This is a genomic window from Acidovorax sp. Root70 (assembly GCF_001428225.1).
GTDB lineage: Bacteria > Pseudomonadota > Gammaproteobacteria > Burkholderiales > Burkholderiaceae_C > Acidovorax.
Window position 1 is genome coordinate 1 of the sequence record NZ_LMHQ01000007.1, and the last position, 24658, is coordinate 24658.

At 66.8% G+C, this 24658-nt stretch carries 21 protein-coding genes; 17 read left to right on the forward strand and 4 right to left on the reverse strand.

Translation table 11 applies throughout. The features are described from left to right. Positions 1-1302 (reverse strand): PAS domain-containing protein (locus ASD94_RS04740; RefSeq protein ID WP_235510571.1); only part of this gene is annotated, 1302 nt, incomplete at its 3' end. 199 nt (positions 1303-1501) lie between these two features. Between ASD94_RS04740 and mutS the strand changes: the two genes are divergently transcribed. The 9 genes from mutS (at position 1502) to ASD94_RS04785 (ending at position 15729) form a co-directional block, all read left to right on the forward strand. After that, positions 1502-4120 (forward strand): DNA mismatch repair protein MutS, encoded by a 2619-nt coding sequence (gene mutS, locus ASD94_RS04745; protein ID WP_056639358.1) that lies wholly within the window; start codon positions 1502-1504, stop codon positions 4118-4120. 232 nt (positions 4121-4352) lie between these two features. Continuing rightward, a complete protein-coding gene (locus ASD94_RS04750) occupies positions 4353-5180 on the forward strand; it encodes a proteasome-type protease (RefSeq protein ID WP_056639359.1) in 828 nt (275 codons plus the stop codon). A gap of 80 nt (positions 5181-5260) precedes the next feature. After that, positions 5261-6082, forward strand: a complete 822-nt coding sequence (locus tag ASD94_RS04755) for an alpha/beta fold hydrolase (RefSeq protein WP_056639681.1) — start codon at positions 5261-5263, stop codon at positions 6080-6082. Between the two features lie 173 nt (positions 6083-6255). Then, positions 6256-7077, forward strand: coding sequence for a carotenoid biosynthesis protein (locus tag ASD94_RS04760; protein WP_056639361.1), 822 nt, complete (start codon positions 6256-6258; stop codon positions 7075-7077). Continuing rightward, on the forward strand, positions 7074-8600 hold the full coding sequence (locus tag ASD94_RS04765) for an oxygenase MpaB family protein (RefSeq protein ID WP_056639363.1): 1527 nt from the start codon (positions 7074-7076) through the stop codon (positions 8598-8600). The genes ASD94_RS04760 and ASD94_RS04765 overlap by 4 nt, the downstream gene beginning before the upstream one ends. A gap of 44 nt (positions 8601-8644) precedes the next feature. Further along, positions 8645-10399 carry a diguanylate cyclase gene (locus tag ASD94_RS23955; protein ID WP_056639365.1) on the forward strand — a complete coding sequence of 585 codons (1755 nt, stop codon included), beginning with the start codon at positions 8645-8647 and terminating at the stop codon, positions 10397-10399. A gap of 98 nt (positions 10400-10497) precedes the next feature. Continuing rightward, the gene (locus ASD94_RS04775; protein WP_082576761.1) at positions 10498-12315 is read left to right on the forward strand and encodes a diguanylate cyclase; all 1818 of its coding nucleotides are present in this window, start codon (positions 10498-10500) and stop codon (positions 12313-12315) included. Next, positions 12312-14111: a diguanylate cyclase gene (locus ASD94_RS04780; protein ID WP_056639367.1), complete on the forward strand. Its 1800-nt coding sequence runs from the start codon at positions 12312-12314 to the stop codon at positions 14109-14111. Before ASD94_RS04775 ends, ASD94_RS04780 begins: the two co-directional genes overlap by 4 nt. 130 nt (positions 14112-14241) lie before the next feature. Beyond that, the gene (locus tag ASD94_RS04785; protein ID WP_056639370.1) at positions 14242-15729 is read left to right on the forward strand and encodes an FAD-binding oxidoreductase; all 1488 of its coding nucleotides are present in this window, start codon (positions 14242-14244) and stop codon (positions 15727-15729) included. Positions 15730-15781: 52 nt separating this feature from the next. On the opposite strand, the gene ASD94_RS04790 is transcribed toward ASD94_RS04785, so the two are convergent. From ASD94_RS04790 to ASD94_RS04800, 3 genes are all read right to left on the reverse strand, one after another. After that, positions 15782-17107: a diguanylate cyclase domain-containing protein gene (locus ASD94_RS04790; protein ID WP_056639372.1), complete on the reverse strand. Its 1326-nt coding sequence runs from the start codon at positions 17105-17107 to the stop codon at positions 15782-15784. Positions 17108-17276: 169 nt separating this feature from the next. After that, on the reverse strand, positions 17277-18170 hold the full coding sequence (locus ASD94_RS04795) for a MipA/OmpV family protein (RefSeq protein ID WP_056639374.1): 894 nt from the start codon (positions 18168-18170) through the stop codon (positions 17277-17279). A gap of 10 nt (positions 18171-18180) precedes the next feature. Then, a complete protein-coding gene (locus tag ASD94_RS04800) occupies positions 18181-19005 on the reverse strand; it encodes an undecaprenyl-diphosphate phosphatase (protein WP_056639687.1) in 825 nt (274 codons plus the stop codon). 217 nt (positions 19006-19222) lie between these two features. Here ASD94_RS04800 and ASD94_RS04805 point away from each other — a divergent pair, with 217 nt between their 5' ends. The 8 genes from ASD94_RS04805 to ASD94_RS04840 all read left to right on the forward strand — a co-directional run bounded on the left by ASD94_RS04805 (position 19223) and on the right by ASD94_RS04840 (position 24658). Beyond that, positions 19223-19633 carry a DUF2306 domain-containing protein gene (locus tag ASD94_RS04805; RefSeq protein WP_056639377.1) on the forward strand — a complete coding sequence of 137 codons (411 nt, stop codon included), beginning with the start codon at positions 19223-19225 and terminating at the stop codon, positions 19631-19633. Positions 19634-19679: 46 nt separating this feature from the next. Next, a complete protein-coding gene (locus ASD94_RS04810; RefSeq protein WP_056639379.1) occupies positions 19680-20249 on the forward strand; it encodes a DUF6622 family protein in 570 nt (189 codons plus the stop codon). A gap of 35 nt (positions 20250-20284) precedes the next feature. Next, entirely contained in the window at positions 20285-20578 is a 294-nt protein-coding gene (locus ASD94_RS04815; RefSeq protein ID WP_056639381.1) for a 2TM domain-containing protein, read from the forward strand. Positions 20579-20615: 37 nt separating this feature from the next. Beyond that, a complete protein-coding gene (locus ASD94_RS04820; RefSeq protein ID WP_369818027.1) occupies positions 20616-21692 on the forward strand; it encodes an alpha/beta hydrolase family protein in 1077 nt (358 codons plus the stop codon). 57 nt (positions 21693-21749) lie between these two features. Further along, positions 21750-22040 carry a 2TM domain-containing protein gene (locus tag ASD94_RS04825; RefSeq protein ID WP_056639690.1) on the forward strand — a complete coding sequence of 97 codons (291 nt, stop codon included), beginning with the start codon at positions 21750-21752 and terminating at the stop codon, positions 22038-22040. After that, positions 22037-23125, forward strand: a complete 1089-nt coding sequence (locus tag ASD94_RS04830) for a sensor histidine kinase (protein WP_056639386.1) — start codon at positions 22037-22039, stop codon at positions 23123-23125. The genes ASD94_RS04825 and ASD94_RS04830 overlap by 4 nt, the downstream gene beginning before the upstream one ends. After that, positions 23122-23997: a LytTR family DNA-binding domain-containing protein gene (locus ASD94_RS04835; RefSeq protein WP_056639387.1), complete on the forward strand. Its 876-nt coding sequence runs from the start codon at positions 23122-23124 to the stop codon at positions 23995-23997. The genes ASD94_RS04830 and ASD94_RS04835 overlap by 4 nt, the downstream gene beginning before the upstream one ends. Before the next feature lie 331 nt (positions 23998-24328). Next, a complete protein-coding gene (locus tag ASD94_RS04840) occupies positions 24329-24658 on the forward strand; it encodes a c-type cytochrome (protein WP_056639389.1) in 330 nt (109 codons plus the stop codon).

The following is a 24658-nucleotide window of genomic DNA, read 5'->3' on the forward strand; positions in this document are numbered from 1 at the left end:
GCGATCGAGCAGCAGGCGGCGGTTGGGCAGGCCGGTGAGGGCGTCGTAGAAGGCCAGGCGTTCGATCTCTTGTTCTGCTCGCTTGCGGTCTGTGATGTCCATGGTGAAACCATGAGAGACCACCGAGCCATCGGCCTCGCGATGGGGAATGGCATTGGTCATGTGCCAGCGCACGCTGCCGTCGTCCATCCGCACGCGGTACTCGCACTGCCATGGCACCAGCTTACGCACCGACATCATGGCCGAGCGCTGCACCAGCGGCAGGTCTTCGGCAATCACGCGGAGCGAGAGCACGCCATGGTCGGCCGTCACCTCATGGGGTTCCACTCCCATGAACTCACGGACGGCATCACTGATGTACTGCACGCTGGTGACGCCATCGGAGTGCAGTCGGTATTCGTAGATGAAGCCGGGAATGCGGCTGGCGATGCGCTGGATGAACAGCAATTGTTCCCGCAGCTGCTCGGCCGCGCGGTGCTCGTCGGTCACATCCTGCACCACGCCCATGACCACCTGCACGCCATCGCGCGGCAAGGTGCGCTGCACACGCGAGCGCATCCAGCGCACTTCGCCGTCGGGCCGGCGCCACCGGTACTCCACATCCAGCCCAGAGCCCTGTTCGCGGACTTTGTCGAACACATGGCGGTCCTCAGGCAGGATGCCGCTCACTGCACGCTCTGGGTCCACCCATTCCTGCTGCTCGAAGCCTGCGATGTTGCACAGACCAGGCGACCACAGCAGCACGGTCTCACCTGGGTCTTCGATGCGGCGCCAGTGGCCGGTGCGCGCCAGGCTTTCCATGGTGTTGAACACGTCGGTCTGCTCGCGAAACTCGCGCCGCACGTCTTCCAGCGCGCGCTCGGACGCGGCCAGTGCGGCACGCAAGTTCTCGGCCTCGGAGGCATCGCGCACCGTGACCACGATGCAGTCGTTGGTCACACGGCGGGCCGACAGGTCCCACGCCAGCAGCAGGCGGCCGGGCTCGCGCACCACCTGGCGGCACTCCAGCGGTGCACCCACGCGCACCACGCCGTGCAACTGGTCCATCAAAGGTGTGTCGGCCAGCAGGTCAAACACCTCGCAGGCGTCCACGCCCGGGTGCCGCACCGCACCCAGCCCGGGCATGCGCCGAGCCGCCGCGTTGGCCGCCAGCAGCAGCAGGCGGCCGTCCTGCAGGCGAAACTCCATGAGCGCCACTGGCACCGCATCCACCAGCGCCTGCAGGCGCGCCTGCGCCATGGGCTCGATGAGGCCTTCCCCGGACGGGGCGAGGAGGTCGGTCAGCAGTTCGGACGAAATCACGGTCGCTCTGAAGCCTCTGAATCCTGGGGTTGAAACACCAACGCTCAACGGAGGGAGACTCCGTTCCGGGTCAAGCTGCCAGCATACAGCCAAGAGTATGTCAAAACGTAACATCTTGGCAGAACGCAGTGGAATTGCCCAGGGGGAAACCCGATGATCGAACTGCTACAGTCCACGCCTCATTCCTGCCACCCCCTGCATGTCGGACACGCTCGAACACCACACCCCCATGATGCAGCAGTACCTGGCCCTCAAGGCCGGGTACCCAGAGACGCTGTTGTTCTACCGCATGGGCGACTTCTACGAGGTCTTCTGGCAAGACGCTGAGAAGGCGGCGCGCCTGCTGGACATCACGCTCACGCAGCGCGGCCAGTCGGGTGGGCAGCCGGTGATGATGGCGGGCGTGCCCTTCCACGCGCTGGAGAACTACCTGGCCCGCCTCATCAAGATGGGCGAGTCGGTGGCCATTGCCGAGCAGGTGGGCGAGGTGGGCGCCAGCAAAGGCCCGGTGGAACGCAAGGTGGTGCGCGTGGTCACGCCCGGCACGCTGACCGACACCGAGCTGCTGTCCGAAAAATCCGAATCGCTGCTGATGGCCGTGCACCAGGCGCCGCGCGCGCGTTGCGGGCTGGCCTGGCTGAGCGTGACGCAGGGCCGCGTGTACCTGGCCGAGTGCGCTCTGGACGAACTGGGCGCCTGGCTGGCGCGCGTGGCGCCCAGCGAGCTGATCTACAGCGCGGGCGTGACCGAGCGCTTTGAGCAACAACTGCAGGTGCTGCGCCAGGGCGGCGCCTTCACCTGCCCCATGAGCCTGCGGCCCGACTGGCAGTTTGACAGCGCCCTGGGCGAGCGCAAGCTGCTCGAAAACCTGGGCGCTGCCAGCCTGCAGGCCTGGGGCGCGCAAGACCTGGGCGAGGCCCATGCCGCCGCCGCCGGGCTGCTGCAGTACGCCGAGCACACACAAGGCCGCACGCTCACGCACGTGCACAGCGTGCAGGTGCAGCGGGGCGACGACCTCATCGACCTGCCCGCCACCACGCGCCGCAACCTGGAGCTGGTGAAGACCTTGCGCGGCGACGATGCGCCCACGCTGTTCTCACTGCTGGACACCTGCATGACCGGCATGGGCAGCCGCCTGCTCAAGACCTGGCTGCTGGAGCCCCAGCGCGACCGCGCCGAGGCGCGCCAGCGCCTCTCGGCCACTACCGCCCTCAGAGGTGCCGGGGGCGCTGGCGGCGGCGCGGGCCCCTGGTCCACGCTAAGGGGTGAACTCAAGGGCGTGAGCGACGTGGAGCGCATCACTGCGCGCATCGCGCTGCGACAGGTGCGCCCGCGCGAGCTGGTTGCCCTGGGCAAGACGCTACAAAAATCAGAGCTGCTCGCGCTGAATGGAAAAGCACCAGAAGCCTATTTGATTCAGATTTTCAGCCACCTGCAGCCGCCCGAGGGTTGCATGGCCCTGCTGCAGGCCGCGATTGCCGAAGAGCCTGCCGCCCTGGTGCGCGACGGCGGCGTGATTGCCAACGGCTTTGACACCGAGCTGGACGAGCTGCGTGCCATCCAGACCAACTGCGACGCCTTTTTGCTCGACCTGGAGACGCGCGAAAAGGCGCGCACCGGCATCCCCAACCTGCGTGTGCAGTTCAACAAGGTGCACGGCTTCTATATTGAAGTGACCGGCAGCCACCTGGACCGGGTGCCCGACGACTACCGCCGCCGCCAGACGCTCAAGAATGCCGAGCGCTTCATCACGCCCGAACTCAAGGCGTTCGAGGACAAGGCCCTGTCGGCCAACGAGCGTGCGCTGGCGCGCGAGAAGTGGCTGTACGAGCAGATCCTCGACCAGCTGCAGCCCCACATTCCGCAGCTGACCCGTCTGGCGCAGGCGCTGGCCACACTGGATGTGCTGTGCACGCTGGCCGAGCGCTCGCTCACCCTGAACTGGTGTGCGCCCCAGTTCGTGCCCGAGCCCTGCATCGAGATCGAGGGCGGCCGCCACCCGGTGGTGGAAGCGCGCTTGGCCGAAACGTCGAGCGGCAGCTTCATCGCCAACCACACGCGAATGAACGCCAACACGCGCATGCAGGTCATCACCGGCCCCAACATGGGCGGTAAATCGACCTACATGCGGCAGGTGGCTCTGATCGTGCTGCTGGCCAGCATGGGCAGCCATGTGCCCGCCACGAGCTGCCGCCTGGGGCCTATCGACGCCATCCACACCCGCATCGGCGCGGCCGACGACCTGGCCAACGCGCAGTCCACCTTCATGCTGGAGATGACCGAGGCCGCGCAGATATTGCACGCCGCCACGCCCCACAGCCTGGTGCTGATGGACGAGATCGGCCGAGGCACCAGCACGTTCGACGGCTTGGCACTGGCCAGCGGCATTGCCACGCATCTGCACGACAAGACCCGCGCCTTCACGCTGTTTGCCACGCACTACTTCGAGCTGACCGAGCTGCCCGCCAAGGCGCGCCACGCGATCAACATGCATGTGAGCGCCACCGAGAGCGGCGCCGACATCGTCTTTTTGCACGAGATCCAGCCCGGCCCGGCCAGCCGCAGCTACGGCATCCAGGTGGCCAAGCTGGCGGGCATGCCCTCGCCCGTGCTGCACCACGCGCGGCACGCGCTGGCAGCGCTGGAGGAGCGCGCGGGCGAGGACGAATTGCAAGTGGACCTGTTTGCCGCCCCCGAGGTGCCCGAAAGCGCAGGCGCCAGCCCGGTCGAAGCCGCCCTGGCCGGCATCAACCCCGATGCCCTGAGCCCGCGCGAGGCGCTGGATGCGCTGTACCAGCTCAAGAAGATGGTGGGCTGAAGCGACGCGGCGCAGGGCCTCGGGGCGATCGCGGAACAGGCTCTGGGCATACCACCGGGCCATTTTTGAGCCCCAGGGGCAGCAAGCGCTAGTGCTACATGCACTCATTGCTATCATTTTTGCATCACCACGCCCCACGGCTGCCCCTGGCTGCCAGATGGGGGCACAGGCCGCCAGGGCTGCAGGCGACTAAACTCGCCGCTTTCCTCCCTCCAATACACCCCATTGCTCCATGACGTACTGCGTCGCCATCAAACTCAACGCCGGACTCGTCTTCCTGTCCGATTCCCGCACCAACGCCGGCCTGGACCAGATCAGCTCGTTTCGCAAGATGATGGTCTATGAGAAGGCGGGCGACCGCTTCATGGTGCTGCTGTCGGCGGGCAACCTGTCCATCTCGCAGTCAGTGCGCGAGATCTTGCAGACCGAGCAGATCAAGGACGGAGAGTCGGGCGAGGCCATCACCATCTGGAACGCCAAGAGCATGTTTGACGCCGCCCGCGTGCTGGGTGCTGCCGTGCGCCACGTGCACGAGCGCGACGGCGCTGCCCTCAAGCGCTCGGGCGTGGACTTCAATGTGTCCATGGTGTTTGGCGGCCAGATCAAGGGCGAAGGCATGCGCCTGTTCCAGGTGTACTCAGCGGGCAATTTCATCGAAGCGACGTCCGAGACGCCGTACTTCCAAGTGGGCGAATCCAAATACGGCAAGCCCGTGCTCGACCGCGTGCTCACGCCTGAAACCCCGCTGGACGAGGCCGCCAAGTGCGCGCTGGTGTCGATGGACAGCACGCTCAAATCCAACCTGTCGGTGGGCCTGCCGCTGGATCTGGTGGTGTACGAGGCAGACCGCTTTGCCACCGACAAGGTGATCTGCATCGACGAGAACAACCCGTATTTCCGCATGCTGCACGACAGCTGGGGCCAGAAGCTGCGCCAGGTGTTCGACAGCATCGAAGACCCCGCCTGGAGCGGCGGCGCCACCGAGGTGCCGATCATGGTCACCCCATCGCGCAGCAAGCCGCTCAAGAAGATCACCAACCACACCGACCGGCTGATCTGAAGCCCCTCGGTCAGCGCACCGGACGGCACCCGGCCGCGTGCGCGCCTGCACCCCGGCCCCGCCGCTCCGCCATGCCCTCCATGCTCCCCATCGTTTTCTCGCACGCCAACAGCTTTCCGGCCAGCACCTACCGTGTGCTGTTCAAGCACCTCAAGAGCCGGGGTTTTGAAGTCAGCGCGGTCGAACGCTATGGCCACGATCCGCAATACCCCGTCACCAACAACTGGCCGCACCTGGTGCAGCACCTGGCCGACTTTGCGACGGTACAGGTGCAGCGCCTGGGCCAACCGGTATTCCTGGTGGGGCATTCGCTGGGCGGTTTTTTGAGCGTGATGGCCGCCGCCCGCCACCCTGAACTGGTGCGCGGCGTGCTGCTGATCGACTCGCCGCTCATTGGTGGCTGGAAGGCCAACGTGGTCAGCGTGGCCAAGCGCACCCAGGTGGTGGGCTCAATCTCGCCGGGCCGCGTCAGCCGCCAGCGCCGCTTCAGCTGGGCCAGCAGCGAAGAAGCGCTGGAGCACTTTCGCAAGAAGAAAGCCTTTGCACGCTGGCACCCCGATGTGTTGCAGGATTACATCACCCACGGGCTCCAGGATCAGGATGGCAAACGGGTGCTGGGCTTTGACCGCGCGGTGGAAACCGCCATCTACAACACCCTGCCCCACAACCTCGGCCGCCTGCTGAGCAAGCACCCGCTGCAGTGCCCCGCCGCCTTCATCGGCGGGCGCGACTCCGAAGAGATGAAGCAGGTCGGCATGGCCATGACCCTGCGCATCACCGAGGGCCGCACCATGATGCTGGACGGCAGCCACCTGTTTCCCATGGAGCAGCCGGTGGCCACTGCGGCCGCCATCGAGGCGGCGCTGCTCAACCTGGCCACGCTCACACCCGACCGGCGCTGAGGGGGTACGGCGCAGCCCCGCGCAGGCTCGCCTCACACCGCCCTACCACCAAAACCCGGCGGCAGCACGCAAAAAAACGCTGTTCGGAGCCCCCGTGTCAGGGCAAACAGGGGACACATACCGCGCGCCAATCCCCTACACTCGCGAAATTGTTACAGCGTGATACACCCGACATGCCTGCACCGCCCCCGACGGCCGGGCGCCTACCCGCGCTCAGCTTTGCCCTGCTGGCCGCCTTTGTGATCGCAACGGCGGTACGCACCCACAACGACACGACCATCGCCATCGTCATCGCCTCGGTGCTGATGTTTGCCTGCTGCTGGGCCAGTGCCGCGCACTTGCTGGGCACCCGCGCTGCGCTGCAGTTTGTGGCGATTGCGGTCAGCATGGGCTGGTTTGCCGAGCAGATGGGCTCCAGCCGGGGCTGGTTCTTTGGGCACTACACCTACACCGACGTGCTGGGCCCGCGCCTGCTGGACGTGCCACTGGTCATCCCCATGATGTGGTTTGCGCTGACCTATGCGGGCTACGTGATCAGCAACCTCATCGTCTGGCAATCCGCGGTGGACGGTGCGCCGGGCCTCGGCAATGCCGCCATGCTGTCATTTCTGGCCGCCATGATCGTGACCGCGTTCGATCTGGGCGCAGACCCCTACTTTGTGTACACCCTCAAGGCCTGGATCATGGCCAAGACCGATGGCGCCTGGTTCGGCGAAACGGTACAGGGCTTTTTTGGCTGGGTGTTCGTGGCCTTTGTGATCCTCTTCAGCTTTCGCATGTCAGTCCGCCAGCTGGCACCGCAACCCGCCAGCCCCTTCCTGCGGCGGCACGCGATGGTGCCGCTGGCCATCTATGCCTCTGGCATGGTGTTCCAGATGATTCTGGGCAACCCGGTGGAAATCCGATCCATCGCACCCTTCGCCATGGGAATCCCTCTGCTCTGCGCGCTGGCGGGCTTCCAACGCTGGCGCGCACCGGGTAAGGTCGCGGCATGAGCAGCAAACCCCTCAGCACCCGCATGCCCACCGCCGACCTCGCCCCCATGCAACACCACGCCGACCCCCTGGCGGACGAGACGATTGCCAAGATCCTCGGGCCCTGGCCCGCCACCGACGTGGCCGCCGACGCACCGCAATGGGCGCACATCAACACAGTGAACCTGCTGTTCAGCCAGTGGACGGACAACGCCACGCTGGCCAGCTGGCAGGCAACCGAAGGCCCGGTGCAAGTGGGCGAAGGCGACCAGGCCGCCAAGGGGTATGTCACCGCTGAGATGGCCGAGGCACTGAACCACTATGTGCAAACCGCCCAGGTGCTGCCGGCTTGGGCCGATGCCCGCAAGATAGAGCGTGCCGAAAAGCTCTTCATGGACCACGGAGCGCTGTCGTGCATTCTGCTGTTCTGTGCCAGCCTGCCCGAGTGCTATGTGGTGCCGGACCTGTCGAGCGTGCTGCACACCACCGGCCAACTGGAGCAGAACACCGAGTACCGCATCCGGTCCACGGCGGCCATGATCTTCCCGGTGATGCTGCACGGAGGTCTCAGTTCACGGGGCGCGGGCGTAGCGCAGGTGCTCAAGGTACGGCTGATCCACGCCACCGTGCGCAACCTCATCCTGCATGGCAGCCCCGAACACGCCATGGCGCAATGGCAGGCGGGCGGAGACGGCCTGGTGGCACCGCGCGCGGCCCCCATGGGCGGCGGCCGGTCGGTGATGTACCAGACACTGTACGCACGCGGCTGGAACCTCGCCGCCAAAGGCCTGCCTTGCAACCAGGAGGAGCTGGCCTACACGCTGCTGACCTTTGGCTACGTGTTCCTGCGCAGCCTGCGCCGCCTGGGCCTCGGGCTGCCTCCCGGCGACGAAGAGGCCTACCTGCATGCCTGGAACGTGGTGGGCCACATCCTGGGCATTGACCGCGCCCTGATGGTGGAGACCATGCCGCAGGGCGATGCACTGATGGCGCTGATGCAGGCCCGCGGCCGCGCCGAGCCGGTGACACCCGATCCGCGCCCTGCACTGGGCCAGGCGCTGATGCAGACCATGGCGAAGGCATTGCCGTGGCGCATCGTCAAGCCCTTCCCGCAGCTCATGACCCGCTACCTGTGCGGCCGCGCGACTGCGGAGGACCTGGGGCTGAACCAGCCAGTGCCCTGGCTGTCGGCCCTGCTGTTCTGGGGCGTGCTGCTGCTGGCGCGTGCCATCGACACCGTGGTGGGGCTGCTGCTGCCGCGTTTTTCGATCGTGCGCATGCTCACGCGGGCGCTGGGCTACCACTTCATGAGTCGGGTACTGATGAGCCAGACGCGCCCGCTGCAACTGCCCACCGAGCTGCTCAACCAGGTGGACACCGTGGTGCACAGCTGGAGCGACGACCCCCATGCCCCCCGCTGGCTCAACCGCATCGAGGACCGGCTGACCACTTCTGGCAGCTGGAGCCTGGGCCTGGCCGCAAAGGCGCAGCCCACACAGCCTGGCCAGGTTGCCCCGTCGGGCACAGCGCAGCAAGCCACCTAGCCGTTGCCCGCACGCCGATGCACCCACCGCTGCGCAACCTCCCGATGCTGGCCCGTCTCAGGCGCGCGCGTTGCGGCGTGGCAGGCTTTGTGCTGTGTCTTCTGGCGCTCCTGGCCCTGCCTTGGGGTGTACACGCGGCCGAGCCCCTGGTGCTCACGCAAGACACACCGCAAGTGGACGCCTGGGGGACCATCACGCTCAAGGCGGACCCCACCGCCGAGCTCACGGTGCAGGACATGCTGGGCCGCTTGGACGAGTTCGAGGCGCCCACCCGGCGCGGCAATTCGCTGGGGCTGCACAAGGCAGCGATCTGGCTGCACATTCCCCTTATCGCGCCCGAGACGCCGCGCACTCCGTGGGTGGTCAATATCGGCTACAGCTCGCTGAGGGCCGAGATGTACCTGGCCAGCGGCGGCAAGGTGCTGCAGCAAATCCGCACCAGCCCGTCCGAGCAGACGCAGCAATCCAGCCGCACGCCCGCGATGGTGTTCGACCTGCGGGCCGGGCAGCCTTACGACCTGCTGATACGGGTGCAGGCCACCGGGCCGCTGATCCTGCCCATCACGGTCAGCGAAATGCCGCATCACATGCGCCAGGCCCTAGGCGAGCAGATGCTGCAGGGCTTGCTCAACGGGCTGGCGTTCTGCCTGCTGGCGTACAGCCTGATCCAGTGGGTGACGCAGCGCGACCCCATGTTCGGCTTTTATGCGCTGGTCGTGCTCGGCAGTGCAGGCTTCTCGCTGCAGTTTTTCGGCATCGGCCCGCAGTACCTGTGGCCAGGCAATCCGTGGATGGACCGGCATTCGGGCCCGGCGGCAGGGTTGATAGCGCTCGCCGGCTCGTTCCTCTTCCTAGGCAACACCCTGGCGGGCAACGCGCCGGGCAGCCGGTATGCACGCACCATGCGCGTGGGTGCCGCAATCACGGCAGGGGTCTGCGCCGCCGTCGTGATCGGCTGGTTGAGCGTACCCATCGCCATTGCCTTCCTGAGCCTGGCGGCCCCGCTGCCATCCCTCTTCAGCCTGCCAGCGGCCCTCACCCGGGTGCGGCAAAAGGACCCCATTGGCGCGACCCTGCTGGTGGCCTGGATTGCCTACGGCGTGGCCGCGGGCGTGATGGTGTGCCTGGTGCAGGGCTGGGTGCCGGCCAACTTCTGGACGCTGCACTCGTTCCAGCTTGGCGCCACGGCAGACATGCTGCTGTTCTTTCGTGTGATGGGCCTGCGCGCCCGGGCCGTGAAGGCGCAAGCCCAGGAGGCCATGCGCGAGCGCGACCTGATGCACTCGCTGGCCCATACCGATCCGCTCACGGGCCTGAGCAACCGGCGTGGCCTGCAGCATGCGCTGCATGCGGCGCTGGCCCACTGTTCGCCGCAGCGGCTGGTGGCCGTGTACCTCATGGATCTGGACGGATTCAAGCCTGTCAATGACGCGCACGGCCACGATGTGGGCGATGACCTGCTGGTGGCGGTGGGCCACCGCCTGCAGGCCAATGTGCGACACCAGACCGACCTGGTCGCCCGGCTCGGCGGCGATGAATTCATCATCATGGCCCGCGACCTGGCCACGCCCGAGCAGGCCGAGGACCTGGGCCGCTCGCTCCTTCGGGCGTTCGAGCATCCCTTCACACTGAGCCATCTGCGCATCCAGGTGGGCCTGACCATCGGGTACGCACTGGCCCCCATCGACAGTGACGATCCGCAGGGTCTGCTGCGGCACGCAGACGCCGCGATGTACGCGGGCAAACAAGGCGGCAAGCACTCGGTGCGTCGCATCACCACCACGCCGGCGCTCGCGTGACAACGATGCACCGCCACTCCCCGCGCCCCTTGCACCCCGTGTGCGTGCACCCCGCGTGCGTACTACCCTGGGCCCGCGTCGTCCGGGCAGTCCACGCCATGCGCCATCGCCCTCCCCAGCAAGCGTTTGCACCACGCGTGCAGGCCTTCCCCCTGCGCACGGTGGGGCGCTGGGCGCTCTGGTTACTGGCCCTGGGGCTGATGCTGGTGCTGGCCATGCCCGCGGCGCGGGCGACTGCCCCGCAGCCCCTGATGCTGCCGGACGACGCCCGCCCGGTGAACGTCTGGTCGACAGCCACGCTGCTGACCGACTCCTCTTTGCAATGGGGCGTGCAGGACGTACTGGGGCACTTGCAGGATTTTGCCGAGCCCCCCAGCCGCGGCGGGAGCCTGGGCGTGCGCAAGGAGGCCGTCTGGCTGCGCCTGCCCCTGATGTCCCGGGTGCCATCAGGCAACGAGTGGATCGTCAACATCGACTTTGCGGTGCTCAACGAGGTGGATGTTTACCTGGCCACCGGCGGCCGGGTGGTGCAGCACGCCGCACTGGGCAACCTGCGGCCCTACTCCGAGCGCCCATTGCGGGGCCGCACACCGGCGATGACACTGGATCTGGCGGCGGATACGCCCTATGAATTGCTGATCCGGGTGCAGACCTCGGGCGCGATGATCCTGCCCATCACCCTGAGCAAGGCGCCCTACTTGGTGCACCGCTCGCTGCGCGAGCAGATGTTCCAGGGCGTGCTGGCCGGGCTGGCCCTGTGCCTGGTGGTCTACAGCTTCACCCAATGGGTGAGCCAGCGCGAAAAGCTGTTCCTCTACTACTGCATGCTGGTGGTGGGCAGTGCGGGGTTCTCTCTGCAGTTCTTTGGCGTCGGCACCCAGTTTCTCTGGAGCGACCGACTCTGGATCGAAGTCCACGCAGCGGGGGCGGCCGGGCTGCTGGCCATTGCAGGCTCGTTCCTCTTCATGGGCCACGCGTTGATGGGTCACCTGCCGCACAGCCGCTTCCAGCGAGTGATGCAGGCGGGCGCAGTACTGAGTCTGGTACTGCTGGCAGCCTTCCTGCTGGGCCTCATCAACACCCGGACCACCACCGCCATCATCAGCATCCTGGGCCCCCTGCCCTCGCTCATCAGCCTGCCCATTGCCGTGGCACGGGCACGCCAGGGGGACTCGGTCAGCACCACGCTGCTGGCGGCCTGGGTGGCGTACTTCACGGCGGCTGTGGCCATGGTGTGCCTGGTGCAAGGCCTGCTGCCGGTCAACTTCTGGACGCTGCACTCCTTCCAGCTCGGCGCTGCGGCAGACATGCTGCTGTTCCTGCGGGTGCTCGGGCAACGCTCCGCAGCCTTGCGCCATGCGGCCTCTGAAGCGCTGCGCGAGCGCGACACCATGCGCTCGCTGGCCTACACCGACTCGCTCACCGGACTGTGCAACCGGCGTGGCATGCAGATGGCCCTGCAGACGGCGCTGGCGCAGGCCAACCCCCAACACCTGGTGGCCCTCTACCTCATGGACCTCGACGGGTTCAAGCCGGTCAACGACACCTATGGCCACGATGTAGGGGACGACCTGCTGGTGGCCGTGGGCCAAAGGCTGCAGGCCAATGTGCGGCAGCACACCGACCTGGCGGCACGACTGGGAGGGGATGAGTTCATCGTCATGGCGCGTGATCTGGCCACCCCCGAACAAGCCCAGGAGCTGGGGCGGGCCCTGCTGCACGCGTTTGAAAAGCCTTTCCGGCTGAGCCAGCGGTCGATCCAGGTCGGGCTGACCATTGGCTACGCGCTGGCACCGCTGGACAGTGGCGACGCGCAGCACCTGGTCCGGCTCGCGGACGCTGCCATGTACGCCGGCAAGGAAGGCGGCAAACACTGCCTCCGCCGCAACCCAGGCGAACTGGCGCTGACATCATGATCCACGCGCGCTCCCGTGGCTCCATGCACTCCCCGGTCGTTGCCAACCGCCGGGGGTACACCGCTGGCCTGCTGCTGGCGGTGCTCTGGCTGGTGAGTGCCCTGGCCTCCCTTGCCAGCGCAGCGCCGCTGGACCTGCGGGATGACTGGCCCTCGATCGAGGCCTGGCCCGCAGTCACCGTGCTGCCGGATCCATCAGGCACCCTGCTGGTGGACGACGCGCTGGCCGCGGCGGCACGCTTTGAGGCGCCTCCCGGCACCAGCGGCACCCTGGGCGTGCGGGCAGAGCCAGTCTGGGTGCGCATTCCGCTCGCGGTGCACGCCACGTCCAACGGTCTCTGGGTGCTGGACATCGACTACCCCGTGCTGCAACGCATCGAGGTGTACCTCATCTCGGACGGTCATGTGACCTTGCAAACCACGCTGGGCAGCCTGCAGCCTTACACCCAGCGCCCGCTGCGCAGCCGCACCCACGCCCTGCCGCTGGCCATGTTGCCCGGACACGCCTACGACCTGCTGCTGCGTGTGGAGACCCGGGGCGCAATGGTACTGCCCATCACCCTGAACAAGCCCACCGCCTGGCACAGCAAGTCACTGAACGAGCAGATGCTGCAAGGCATCCTCACCGGGCTGGCGTTGTGCCTGCTGATCTACAGCCTGGCGCAATGGATCAACCTGCGCGACGTGCTGTTCATCCAGTACGCACTTCTCATTGCGGGTAGCCTGCTGTTTTCACTGCACCTGTTTGGCCTGGGCACGCAGTACCTGTGGCGCGACATGCCCTGGGTGGAGCTGCATGCGGCCAGCCTGGCCGCGCTCACGGCCACCTGCGGCTCCTTTCTCTTCATCAGCCAGGCCCTGGCGGGAGACCGCCCCCGCAACTGGCTGCTGCGCAGCATGCGTGGGGGCGCAGTGCTGTGCGTGGTGCTGGCCGCGCTGTATGCACTGGACCTGCTCAGCACCCGCGCAGTGGCAGGCATCGTCAGCATCCTGGGGCTGGTGCCCGCGCTCTTGGGGATTCCGGGGGCAGTACGCCGCGCAAGGCTGGGGGACCCGGTCGGCTCCACCTTGCTGCTCGCCTGGCTGCTGTACTTTCTGGCGACTGCCACGGTCATCGGTGTGATCCGGGGCTGGGTGCCGGTGAACTTCTGGACCCTGCACTCCTTCCAGTTTGGCGCCACGCTCGACATGCTGCTCTTCATGCGCGTGCTCGGCTTGCGCACCAAGGCCCTGCGCCTGGAGGCGCTGGACGCCAACCGCGAGCGCGACGTGATGCGCTCGCTGGCCCACACCGATCCACTCACCGGCCTGCCCAACCGGCGTGGGCTCAACATCTCGCTGGCTTCTGCGCTGTCGCGCTGCAGCACAGAAAAAATGCTGGCGGTGTATGTGATGGACCTGGACGGGTTCAAGCCCGTCAACGACCGGCACGGCCACGACGTGGGTGATGAGCTGCTGGTGGCCGTGACCCGGCGCCTGCAAGGCCATGTGCGCCAGAGCGACCTGGTGGCGCGCCTGGGCGGCGACGAGTTCGTGGTGATGGCCGGGCAGCTGCAGAGCATGCAACAGGCGCAAGAGCTGGGGCACAAGCTGCTGGATGCGTTCCGCTCGCCGTTTTCGCTGAACAACGTGCAGGTAGAGATCGGGCTGACCATTGGCTATGCCATCGCCCCGCACGACAGCACCGACGCCATCGGCCTGCTCAAGCTGGCCGATGCCGCCATGTACAGCGGCAAGCAGGGCGGCAAGTTCTGCTTGCGGCGCAACACCGGCGACCTCGCGCTGTCCTCGTCCTGAGATCGTTTCCACGATCCTGAGGTAGCGGCGCAGCGGCGGCCTGAAAGACACGCCTGCCATTTCCCTCTGGTCAAAGCGATCCAGCTCCGGTACACCCGGGGCTTCGCAACTTCCTGAAGGATCGCTCGCCATGGCCCATCGCAAAAGTTCGGCCCGCCTCGCCAAAGACGCACGCGTCGCACACTTTTTATCTTTGGCAGCAAAACAGCCGGCGTTGAACGCCGCGCAGGCCAGTGCACCGGTGCTCACGTGGGAGGCGGTGGCTGCGCTGGAGGCGCGGATCGTAGGGCGCATCGTGCTGCCCTCCAGCCCCGACTACAACGCAGCGCGGCAGGAGTCGAACCCGGCGTTCCAGTCGTATCCGGAGATCATCGTCTTTTGCGCCTGCGAGAACGATGTCCTGGAGTGCCTGGCCGTGGCCCGCACCTACGGCGTGTGGGTGGCCGTGCGCTGCGGCGGCCACAGCACGGCCGGCTACTCGGTCAACAGCGGCATGGTGGTGGACCTGAGCGACCTGCAAGGCGTGGTGCTGGACCCTGCGCGAGAGCGCGTGCATGTGCTGCCTGGCACCGACTTCGACCACTTCAATGGCGCCATGAACCACACAGGCTGGCACGTACCCACGGGCGCCTGTGGCAGCGTGTGCGTGGGGGGCTTTGTACAAGGCGGTGGTTACGGCTACACCTCGCGCGCTTTCGGCATCCAGAGCGACCTGGTCGATTCCTTCCGTGTGGCGCTGGCCAACGGCACCATCATCACCGCAAGCGCGCAGGAGCATCCCGACCTCTACTGGGCCCTGCGCGGAGGCACGGGCGGTAACTTTGGCGTGGTGCTGCAGGTGACCTACCGTATGCAGCGGCTGGACCAGGTCTGGGCCTGGGCCATCAGCTGGGATGCCACCCACGCAGCCCAGGTGCTCACGCTGATGCAGGCGGGCTACATGAAGACCGGTGCGCCCGACGCCTTGGGCTACATGATGAACCTGGGCTTCCAGAACGGTGTGCCGGTGTACATGGTGCAGGGCATGTTCTGTGGCAGCCGCGAGGACGGGCTGGCAGCCATTGAACCGCTGATGGCCATCCCCAGCGCGCAACTGCTGGTGGACAAGACCGGCACCTACCCCGACATGAACGTGTGGCTGGAAGACCACCCCTACACCCTGCCCGACAACCTGCCGGACGGCATCGCCGAAACCAAGGCCAGCGGCTACATCAACACCCGGCTGTCGCCCGCCGACTGGCAGCGCATCATCGACTACTTCAAGACCTCGCCCAACCCCTGGTCGCTGGCCTATCTGGAGCCCTATGGCGGCGCCATCAACCGCTACCCGGTGGACGACAGTGCCTTCGTCCATCGCAATGTGGACGCAGACCTGGTGGTGGATGTGTTCTGGCGCAACCCTGGGGAGCGCGCCCAGATGGAGGCCTGGCTCGACGGCTTCATGCAGCTCGTTCGCCCGTTCCTGAACGGCCATGTGTACCAGAACTACCCGGATGCGCGGCTGGCGGACTTTGCCTCGGCCTACTGGGGCCCCGCCTACCCGCAGCTGCAGCGGGTCAAAGCGGCCTACGACCCTGGCAACTTCTTCCACTTCCAGCAGAGCATTCGGCTGCCGTGATTCCTTGTTGCTGTGTCCCTGCCCTGCGGGGCGCAGAGGAAGGGCCAGGGGGTCAGACCGTCTGTGCGTAATGCAGGCGGCCCTTGCCCGCGCGTTTGGCAGCGTACATGGCCTGGTCGGCGCGGTTCATCAGCGCGTCGATGTCTCCTTCCAGTGGGGGGTACACCGCCACACCGATGCTGGCGCCTACGCGCAGCTCTCGCCCGCCCACCGTCATGCCCTGATGCAGGGCGTCGATGATGCGCAGGCCGATGGTGTCCGTCACCTCGCGGGTCACCTCGCGGTCCAGCATCACCAGAAACTCATCCCCCCCCAGCCGCGCCATGGTGTCGCCCGCACGTACCGTGCTGGCAATGCGCTGGGCCACGATGCGCAGCACCTCATCGCCCGCGCGGTGGCCTTCGGCGTCGTTCACGTGCTTGAACCCGTCAAGGTCAATGAACAGCAGCGCCACCGCCCCCTGGGTGTGCCGTGCATGCAGCAGCGACTGCTCCAGCCGCCCCTGGAAAGCGGCCCGGTTGAGCAGCCCGGTGAGCGAGTCGTGGTTGGCCAGGTAGTGCTGCTGCCGCGCGATCTGGATCTTGGCCGACACGTCCTGCACCAGCGCCATGATGGACGTGACCTGGCCGTTCGCATCGGTCAGCGCCGAGTTGAACCACTCGCAGTGCACCTCCGTGCCATCGCTGCGCACAAAACAGGTCTCGGCACGGTTCTGGGACTCCTGGCCCGCCTGCAGGCGCTGCAGCGCCTGCTGCAGGCTGTCGTCCATCGAGGCAGGTGCCAACAGTTCGGTCAGCAACCGCCCCTCCAGCCCCGCCACGTGCAGCCAGCCCAGCAACTGCACCGCGCGCTGCGAGCAATGCAGCAGCTGCAGCTGGTGGTCCATCTCCAGCACGGCCAGGGGGCTGTTTTCCATGTGGGACGACAGGCGCTGGTTGGCGGCACGCAGCGCATTCATCGTGACCTGCAGCTCATGCACATCCAACGCGGTGGTGATGAAGCCGTCAATGGCGCCTTGCGGGTTGTGCCAGGGCGTGAGGCAGATGGTGCGCCACTCATCAAAGCCGTAGGGCGTGCGCAGCATGCGCTGGTACTGCACCCGCTCGCCACTGAGCACCCGGTTCACAAACGGCATGAAGCGGGCGCAATCCTGCTCACCATAAACCTCCACGAGTGTCTTTCCGACCAGTTCCTCGGGGACGGTGTCAAACCAGCGCGCGTATTCGTCGTTCACGTAGATCATCGACAGACTGCGATCAATGACGGCCATGGTGGCGCCCGCGCTGCGCGTGATCACATCAAGCAGGTCCGCCTTGGACCACACCTCCTTGCGGGCGGTCTCCGGGTGCGTGGACAACTCAGGCGCGTCTGGCGTCATGCGGCAATGCCCCAGTGGGGGAGAGGATCAGCGGAAAGGCGGCGTCACGCACCGAAAAAGGGTGACAGCACAAGGTGCGACCGCCTGGGCGTAACTGTCTGTGAGCGGCAGCTTAGCACTTTCGCCAGACCTGCCCGCCACCGGTCCACCGATGCCGCGGGGGACGGGCCTAGCGGCAGCAGCGGTAGGCCAGCCCCACCGATACCGAATAGCCCACCGGCTGCACGGTCAGCGGGCTGCGGCGCGCGTCGCCCTGCAACTGGGACACCCGGGCCGCACCCAGCACCACCCAGTGCCGGTTGAGTGCCGTCATCACCTCCACCCCGGCATCCACGCTGTACAAGCCACCACGCGGCTCGAACGCGGGCAAGGGGCTGCTGCCGCCGGCCGGCACGCCAAAATGCCCGCGCAGGTAGGTGCGGTCGCCAAAGCTGGCGCCCGCCCCGAAGCTGACCTTGGTCTGCTCCGTCACCGGCCAGGTGTAGCCAATGCTCGTGGACCACTGCGCGCCGCCGTCGCGGCCCAGGATGTCTTGCGAGACCCCGGCGCCTACCGCCCAGCGGTCGGTGATGGCATAGCCTGCACTGAGCCGCGCCCGCAGCGTGGAGCGCACCGACGGCAGCCCCACCAGAATGGGTGCGACCGACCCATCACGCCCCTTGTCAATGCGCAAGGCCGCGCTCAGGCTGAAGCGGTCGCTCTGCGCCAGCGTGGCGCTGGCGCCGGACTCGCGGGGCCCCAGGCCATGGCCCATGAAGGCGCTGCCGCGCGAGGTGCTCAGGCGAAACCGACCGTACTCGATGGCCCAGGCGGGACGCAGGCTGTTCTTGCGGCCATCGCCCCCCGCATAGTCGGGACTGCTTCCCACGATGGCGCCGATTGCGTAGTTGAACTTGGGTGCTGCTGCCTGCTGGGCCTCTGCCTTGTCGGACACAGCGGTTTCCGTGCCGGCGGTCTCCGGCAATACCTGGGCGCCTGCCCAGGGGCTGACGCACCCGCAGGCGATCACCAGGGCCCGCAAGGGGAACAAGGGAGATGAGATCCAGGCGGTAGTGCAGCGCATGGCCTGATTATCAGTCGGCCCACTGCACCCAGCCAGTCCATGCCGTGGCCAGAACGATGATGCCGAACACGATGCGGTAGTAGGCAAACGGCACAAAGCTGTGGGTACTGATGTAGCGCAACAACCAGCGCACGCACAGCCAGGCGCTGAGAAAGGAGAACACCAGCCCGGTGGCGAACAGTGGAATATCGGCAGCCGACAGCAGCGCGCGCTCCTTGTACAGGCTGTACACCCCGGCGCCGATCAGCGTGGGGATGGCCAGGAAGAACGAAAAATCAGTGGCCGCCTGGCGCGACAGGCCCAGCAGCATGCCGCCGATGATGGTCGCACCGCTGCGACTGGTGCCCGGAATCATGGCCAGGCACTGCACCAGGCCGACCTTGAGGGCATCGAGCGGTGTCATCGCGTCCACGCTGTGGATGCGGGTGGCCGACGGCGGACGCCGCTCGGCCCACAGGATGATGAAGCCGCCAATGATGAAAGTGCTGGCCACCACCACGGGCGTGAACAGGTGCGCCTTGATGGCCTTGCCAAACAGCAGGCCCAGCACCACGGCCGGTACGAAGGCAATGAACACGTTGAGCGCAAAACGCTGCGCCTGGCGCTCGGTGGGCAAGGCCACCAGGGTGGACCGGATCTTGGCCCAGTACACCAGAATCACCGCAAAGATCGCGCCCGTCTGGATGGCAATGTCGAACACCTTGGCCTTGGCATCGTCAAACCCCAGCAGCGACCCTGCCAGGATCAGGTGCCCGGTGGAAGAGATGGGCAAAAACTCTGTCAACCCCTCGACCACCCCCATGATGGCGGCCTTGACCAGCAATACAACGTCCACGTGCACTCCTTGCAAATAGGTGCGGGATTATCCGCCGAGGGCTCCAGGCCCCTCGCAAAACGGCCCCCCAAGCTGCGTTCGGCGGCCAAATTCGCCCACCACTCACTCCGCGTGGCTGCATCTCACGCCCGGTTGGCTGCATTTCGTCGCAGGGCGGTGGCGCCCTCGGAAGGGCATCGGCACAGTTCGTTCCATCGAACCCGCCAGGAGCCCCGCCATGCAGATCACCCCCGTCATCGCCATCCACCTTGCCGCCGCTCTGGCTGCCGTCGCCATCGGCCCCATCGCCCTGTGGGCCCGCCAGGGCGCCACGCAGCGCCCCCGCCTGCACCGCGCCGCCGGGTACGCCTGGGTCACGCTGATGGTGGCCACCGCCGTGTCGGCCCTCTTCATCACGGGCGGCGGCGGCCCGCGCTGGGGCACCTTTGGGCTCATCCACTTGCTGATCCCGGTCACGCTGGGCATGTTGGTGATGGCCTTCGTCTACCTGGCCCGCCGCAATGTCGTAGGCCACCGCAAGTTGATGCAACGGACTTACCTCGGCGCCTGCGTGGTCGCCGGGGGCTTCACGCTGCTGCCCGAACGCTTCCTGGGCCATACGGTCTGGTCCGCACTGGGACTGATCTGACCCCTTCACCACCCGTTCTCACCCATTGTTCACAGGACGAATCACCATGCTGCTCAACCTCCTTGTCCAACAACCCCAGATGCTGGGTCGCATCATCGAAAACACGCCCTACTGGGTCTGGGCCCTGCTGGCCGGGCTCCTCTGGCTGGGCGGCAGCCAGCTGGTGGCACGCAACGTGGGCCTCGTGCGGGCCATGGTCATGCCGGTGGCGATGATCGGTCTGTCGGTGTATGGCATTGCCTCGGCCTTTGGAAGCACGGGGCAGGCCCTGCTGCCGGTGGCTGCCTGGCTGGTGGCCGCCGTGCTCATCGCCAGCGTGGCGCTGTGGCTGCAACCCGCCGCGCCCCAGGGCACGCTGTACGAGGGCACGTCGCGCTGCTTCTACATTCCCGGCAGCGCCATGCCCCTGGCACTGATCCTGGGCATCTTCCTCACCAAATACCTTGTGGGCGTGGAGCTGGCCCTGCAACCCACCCTGGCCCGCGACAGCGGCTTTGCATTGCAGATCGCAGCGCTGTATGGCGTGTTCAACGGTCTGTTTGCAGCGCGCTCGCTGCGGCTGTGGAAGCTGGTGCAACGCAGCGCCCCCCTGGCCACAACGCCCGCCACCGCCTGAGCCCCCATAACCATCCCTCTGCACAGGAGCATCCCATGCGCAACCACACACTCACGACCGACCCCATCGAACGCCTAGCCCGCCGCCGTGCCGGGGCCAAAATGGGCTGGTACATCCATGCCAGCGTGTACCTCCTCGTCAACCTGCTGCTGGTTGCCCTGTCGGTGGGCAGCGGGCTGCACTGGGCGGTATTCCCCGCCATGGGCTGGGGCATTGGCCTGGCCATCCATGGCGTGGTGGTGTTCTTTCTTGCGGGCGGCAGCAACCTGCACGAGCGCATGGTGCAGGCAGAGCGTGATCGCCTGGCGGCTGCGCAAAACCCCCGCTGATCGGCTGACGATGACTCCTAACTACAAAAATACGGCCATGACAAAAACCTGGATGGCCTGGTGCCTTGCCTTGCTGGCCGCAGCAGTCATCACGGCGAGCCCTGCCCATGCGGGCGTAGGCCTCGCTGAACTGCCTGGGCAGCAGGGCGATGGCCCCGTCACCGTTTTCTACCCGGCGCAGGAGGCCGACCAGCCCGTGCAGCGCGGCCCCTTTGCGCTGCAGCTGGCCTGGCAGGGCACACCCGTGCCGGGCAACGGCCGGCTGGTGGTGGTGTCGCACGGCTCGGGCGGGAGCCCTTGGGTGCACACCGACCTGGCCCGGGCGATGGTGCAGGCCGGGTTCGTGGTGGCCCTGCCCGAGCATGCCGGCGACAACTACAAAGACCCGTCCACCCCAGGCCCGGAGAGCTGGAAGCGCCGCCCCGCCGAAGTCTCCAGGGCAGTGGACGCCGTGGCGCACGATGCGCGCCTGGCGCCCCTGCTGGCGCTGGACAAAGTGGGCGTACTCGGCGGCTCGGCCGGGGGCCATACCGCCCTGGTATTTGCCGGGGGGCAATGGTCGCCCGCCCGCTTCAAGCAGCACTGCGAGGCCCATCTGGCGGAGGATTTCTCGTCCTGCGTCGGCTTCACCACCCGCCTGCACGGCAACTGGCTGGACGGCATCAAGAAGGCCGTGGCCATCACCGTCATCCGCCACCGCTTTGGCGACGAGACGCTGTATGCACACACCGACCCGCGCGTGGCGGCCACGGTGGCCGTGGTGCCGTTTGCGGCCGACTTCGACATGGGCAGTCTGGCCACCCCGCGCATCGCGCTGGGGCTCATCACTGCGGGCAAGGACGTGAACCAGATTCCACGCTTTCACAGCAGTGCCGTGCTGGCCGCGTGCCAGGACCGCTGCACGCACATTGCCGACCTGTCCGACGGCAGCCACGGCATCATGCTGTCGCCCATGCCGCCGCTGGACCGCATGAACGACCTGACCCGTGAGCTGCTGGGCGACCCGCCCGGCTTTGACCGCAGCGTGCTGCCGCAGGTGGACGCGAGCACTGTGGCGTTCTTTGCCAAGCACCTGCAGCCACTGCAGCCGCTGTCCCCTTCGCCCCGCCCCTGACAGTGCCCCAGCGGGCGCGCTTTCGTGCCCATTGAGCCGCCTAGAATGCAAAGCGCCATGCCCATGCCCCCCGAAGACCTCGACCGACTCGCCCGCCGCCGCGCCAACGCCAAGCTGGGCTGGTACGTGCATGCACTGGCCTTCGTGCTGGTCAACGCCCTCATCTTTGCCATGTCGCGCTATGCGTTTGGCACCCGCCCGTGGTCGGTGTACCCCCTGCTGGGCTGGGGGCTGGGGCTGGTGCTGCATGGGGTGTCGGTGTTTTTGCTGGGCACTGGCAGCGGTCTGCGCGAGCGCATGGTGCAGCGCGAGCGCGAGGCCCTGCAGCGCCGCCAAGACCGGCCATGAAGCTGCACCGCGAGTTCAACGGGGTCAGCAAGCTGCGGCACTACCTGCAGGTGGTGGCCTTCACCCTGGTGGTGGCCACCATCCAGTGCACCTTCATGCCCGACAAGCCCTACGGGCCGCCGGTGGTGTATTCGGTGCTGATCGGCACATTCACCTGGGCCATCATCGACCTGGGGCGGGAGTTGATACCGTCCGCCGCCGAAACCGGCTGGCCGCACGGCTGGCAGGGCATTGCGCTGGTTCTGGTAGGCATCGTCGTGGGCTACCTGGCCGGCACCTTGCTGGCCGACACGCTGTGCGTGCACTACTTTCACTTCTACCCGGCGGGCTCCTTGATCTCTGGCGCTGACCAGCGCACGTCCATCCTGATCACGGCCATTGCGGGGCTGGTGGGCACGTTCTACTTCTACGCGGTCAACAAGTCGGCGTACCTGGAAGGCAAGATGGCCGAGGCGCGCATGCACGCCAGCGAATCGCGCCTGAAGCTGCTGGAGACACAGCTGGAACCCCACATGCTGTTCAACACCCTGGCCAACCTGCGCGTGCTCATCGGCACCGACCCGGCCCGGGCGCAGCACATGCTGGACCGCATGATTGCCTACCTGCGCGCCACGCTCAGCGCATCGCGCAGCACCCAGCACCCGCTGGCGCTGGAGTTTGAGCGCCTGCGCGACTACCTGGAGCTGATGGCCGTGCGCATGGGCCCACGCATGGCCTACACACTGGACCTGCCCGAGGCTCTGCGCGATGTGCCGGTACCGCCCCTGCTGCTGCAGCCGCTGGTGGAGAACGCCATCCGCCACGGGCTGGAGCCCCAGGTGGAAGGTGGCCACATCACCGTGCGTGCCACCACCCAGGAGAGCCCCCACGGCCCACTGCTGGTCATCGAAGTGCAAGACACCGGGGCGGGCCTGCCAGCCACCCTACCCACCCCAGGCCCCGGCCAGAGCTTTGGCCTGGCCCAGGTGCGCGAACGCCTGGCCACGCTGCACGGCGCCGCAGGCGCTCTTGAATTGATAGCTTTTAAGCCAAGCGGTACTAGCGCCACAGTCACTTTTCCCTTGAAATCTGCCGACACACCATGACAGAGCCCGCCCCACGCGCCCTGATTGCCGAAGACGAACCATTGCTGGCCGCCGCCCTGCAGCAGGACCTGACCCGCGCGTGGCCAGAGCTGCAGGTGGTGGCCGTGGTGGGCGACGGCCGCTCGGCGGTGCGGCAGGCGCTGGCCTTGCGGCCGGACGTGCTGTTCTTCGACATCCGCATGCCCGGCCAGAGCGGCATCGAGGCGGCCGCCGAGCTGGCCGACGCATGGCCGGATGACCTGCCCTTTCCGGCACTGGTGTTTGCCACGGCCTACGACCAGTACGCCGTGCAGGCGTTTGAAGCCCAGGCGGTGGACTACCTGCTCAAGCCCATCCAGGCCGACCGGCTGGCCCGCACCGTGGCCAAGGTGCAGGGCCTGCTGGCGCAGCGTGCTTCGGCCGTCGCAGCTACTGGCGTACCGCCCGCTGCACCGTCGGGGGCGTTGCCCTCGCCCGAACTCGAAGCCACCATGGCCCAGTTGCGCGCGCTGCTGGGCGCGCCCGGCGTGGGCACTGCGCCCGCCGCCGCGCCTGCTGCTGCCGCCACGCGGCTGAGCGTGATCCAGGCCAGCCACGGCACGCAGATCCACATGGTGCCGGTGGGTGAAGTGGTGTATTTCGAGGCGGCCGACAAGTACGTGCGCGTGCTCACCGCCGAGCGTGAATACCTGATCCGCACCGCGCTCAAGGAGCTGATCGAACAGCTCGACCCCCAGGAGTTCTGGCAGGTGCACCGCAGCACCCTGGTGCGCGCCACGGCCATTGCCACCGTCACGCGCGACGAGGCGGGCAAGCAGCACCTGAGCCTGCGCGGGCGGCCCGAGCGGCTGCCGGTGAGCCGCATGTACGCACACCTGTTCAGGGCCATGTAGGGATACCGCGATCGACCGGAGTGTGGATTGGCCCTGGGTGGGGGCGCCGCCGGAGCCCGCTGATCTTCGGCGCGGCGGAACTGACGGCTGTCACCCACCATTTGGCACTCACAAATCCGGGTCCATTGATCGAAATCAAACCTGCCCGCCACTTGCATGTTAGCGTGCAAGTACCTGTTAACGATCTCCCAGAATTCGCGCAGCAGTCTCTGCGGGGATGGAATGCGCGGCGCAGGCCGCCTGCCAAAGCCACTCCCCGAAGGGTTGGAGCGCAACCCCTGCGAGATCGTGAACAGGTTCTGAACGGCATTTCGCCATCGAGGGGATAAAGATGAACAAGTTATCTGGTTCCATTCTGATTGGCGTGCTCATGGTGAGTGCGCCGGCCTTCGCCAACTCCAAGCTCGTCAAGGAAAAGCAGTGTCTGCAGTGCCACGCGGTCAGCAAAGACACGATAGGCCCATCTTTCAAGCACATCGCCAAACTCTGGAAGGGCAACCACGACGCTGAAAAATCGCTGACCGCGACCATTCAGAAAGGCACGACAGACGGCGGCGGGCAGCACTGGGAAATGAAGGCCAAGATGCCCGATGGCTCGGAACGCCCCCCGATCAGCGATGCCGAAGCCAAGCAGATCTACAAGTGGATCATGCGCCAGTGA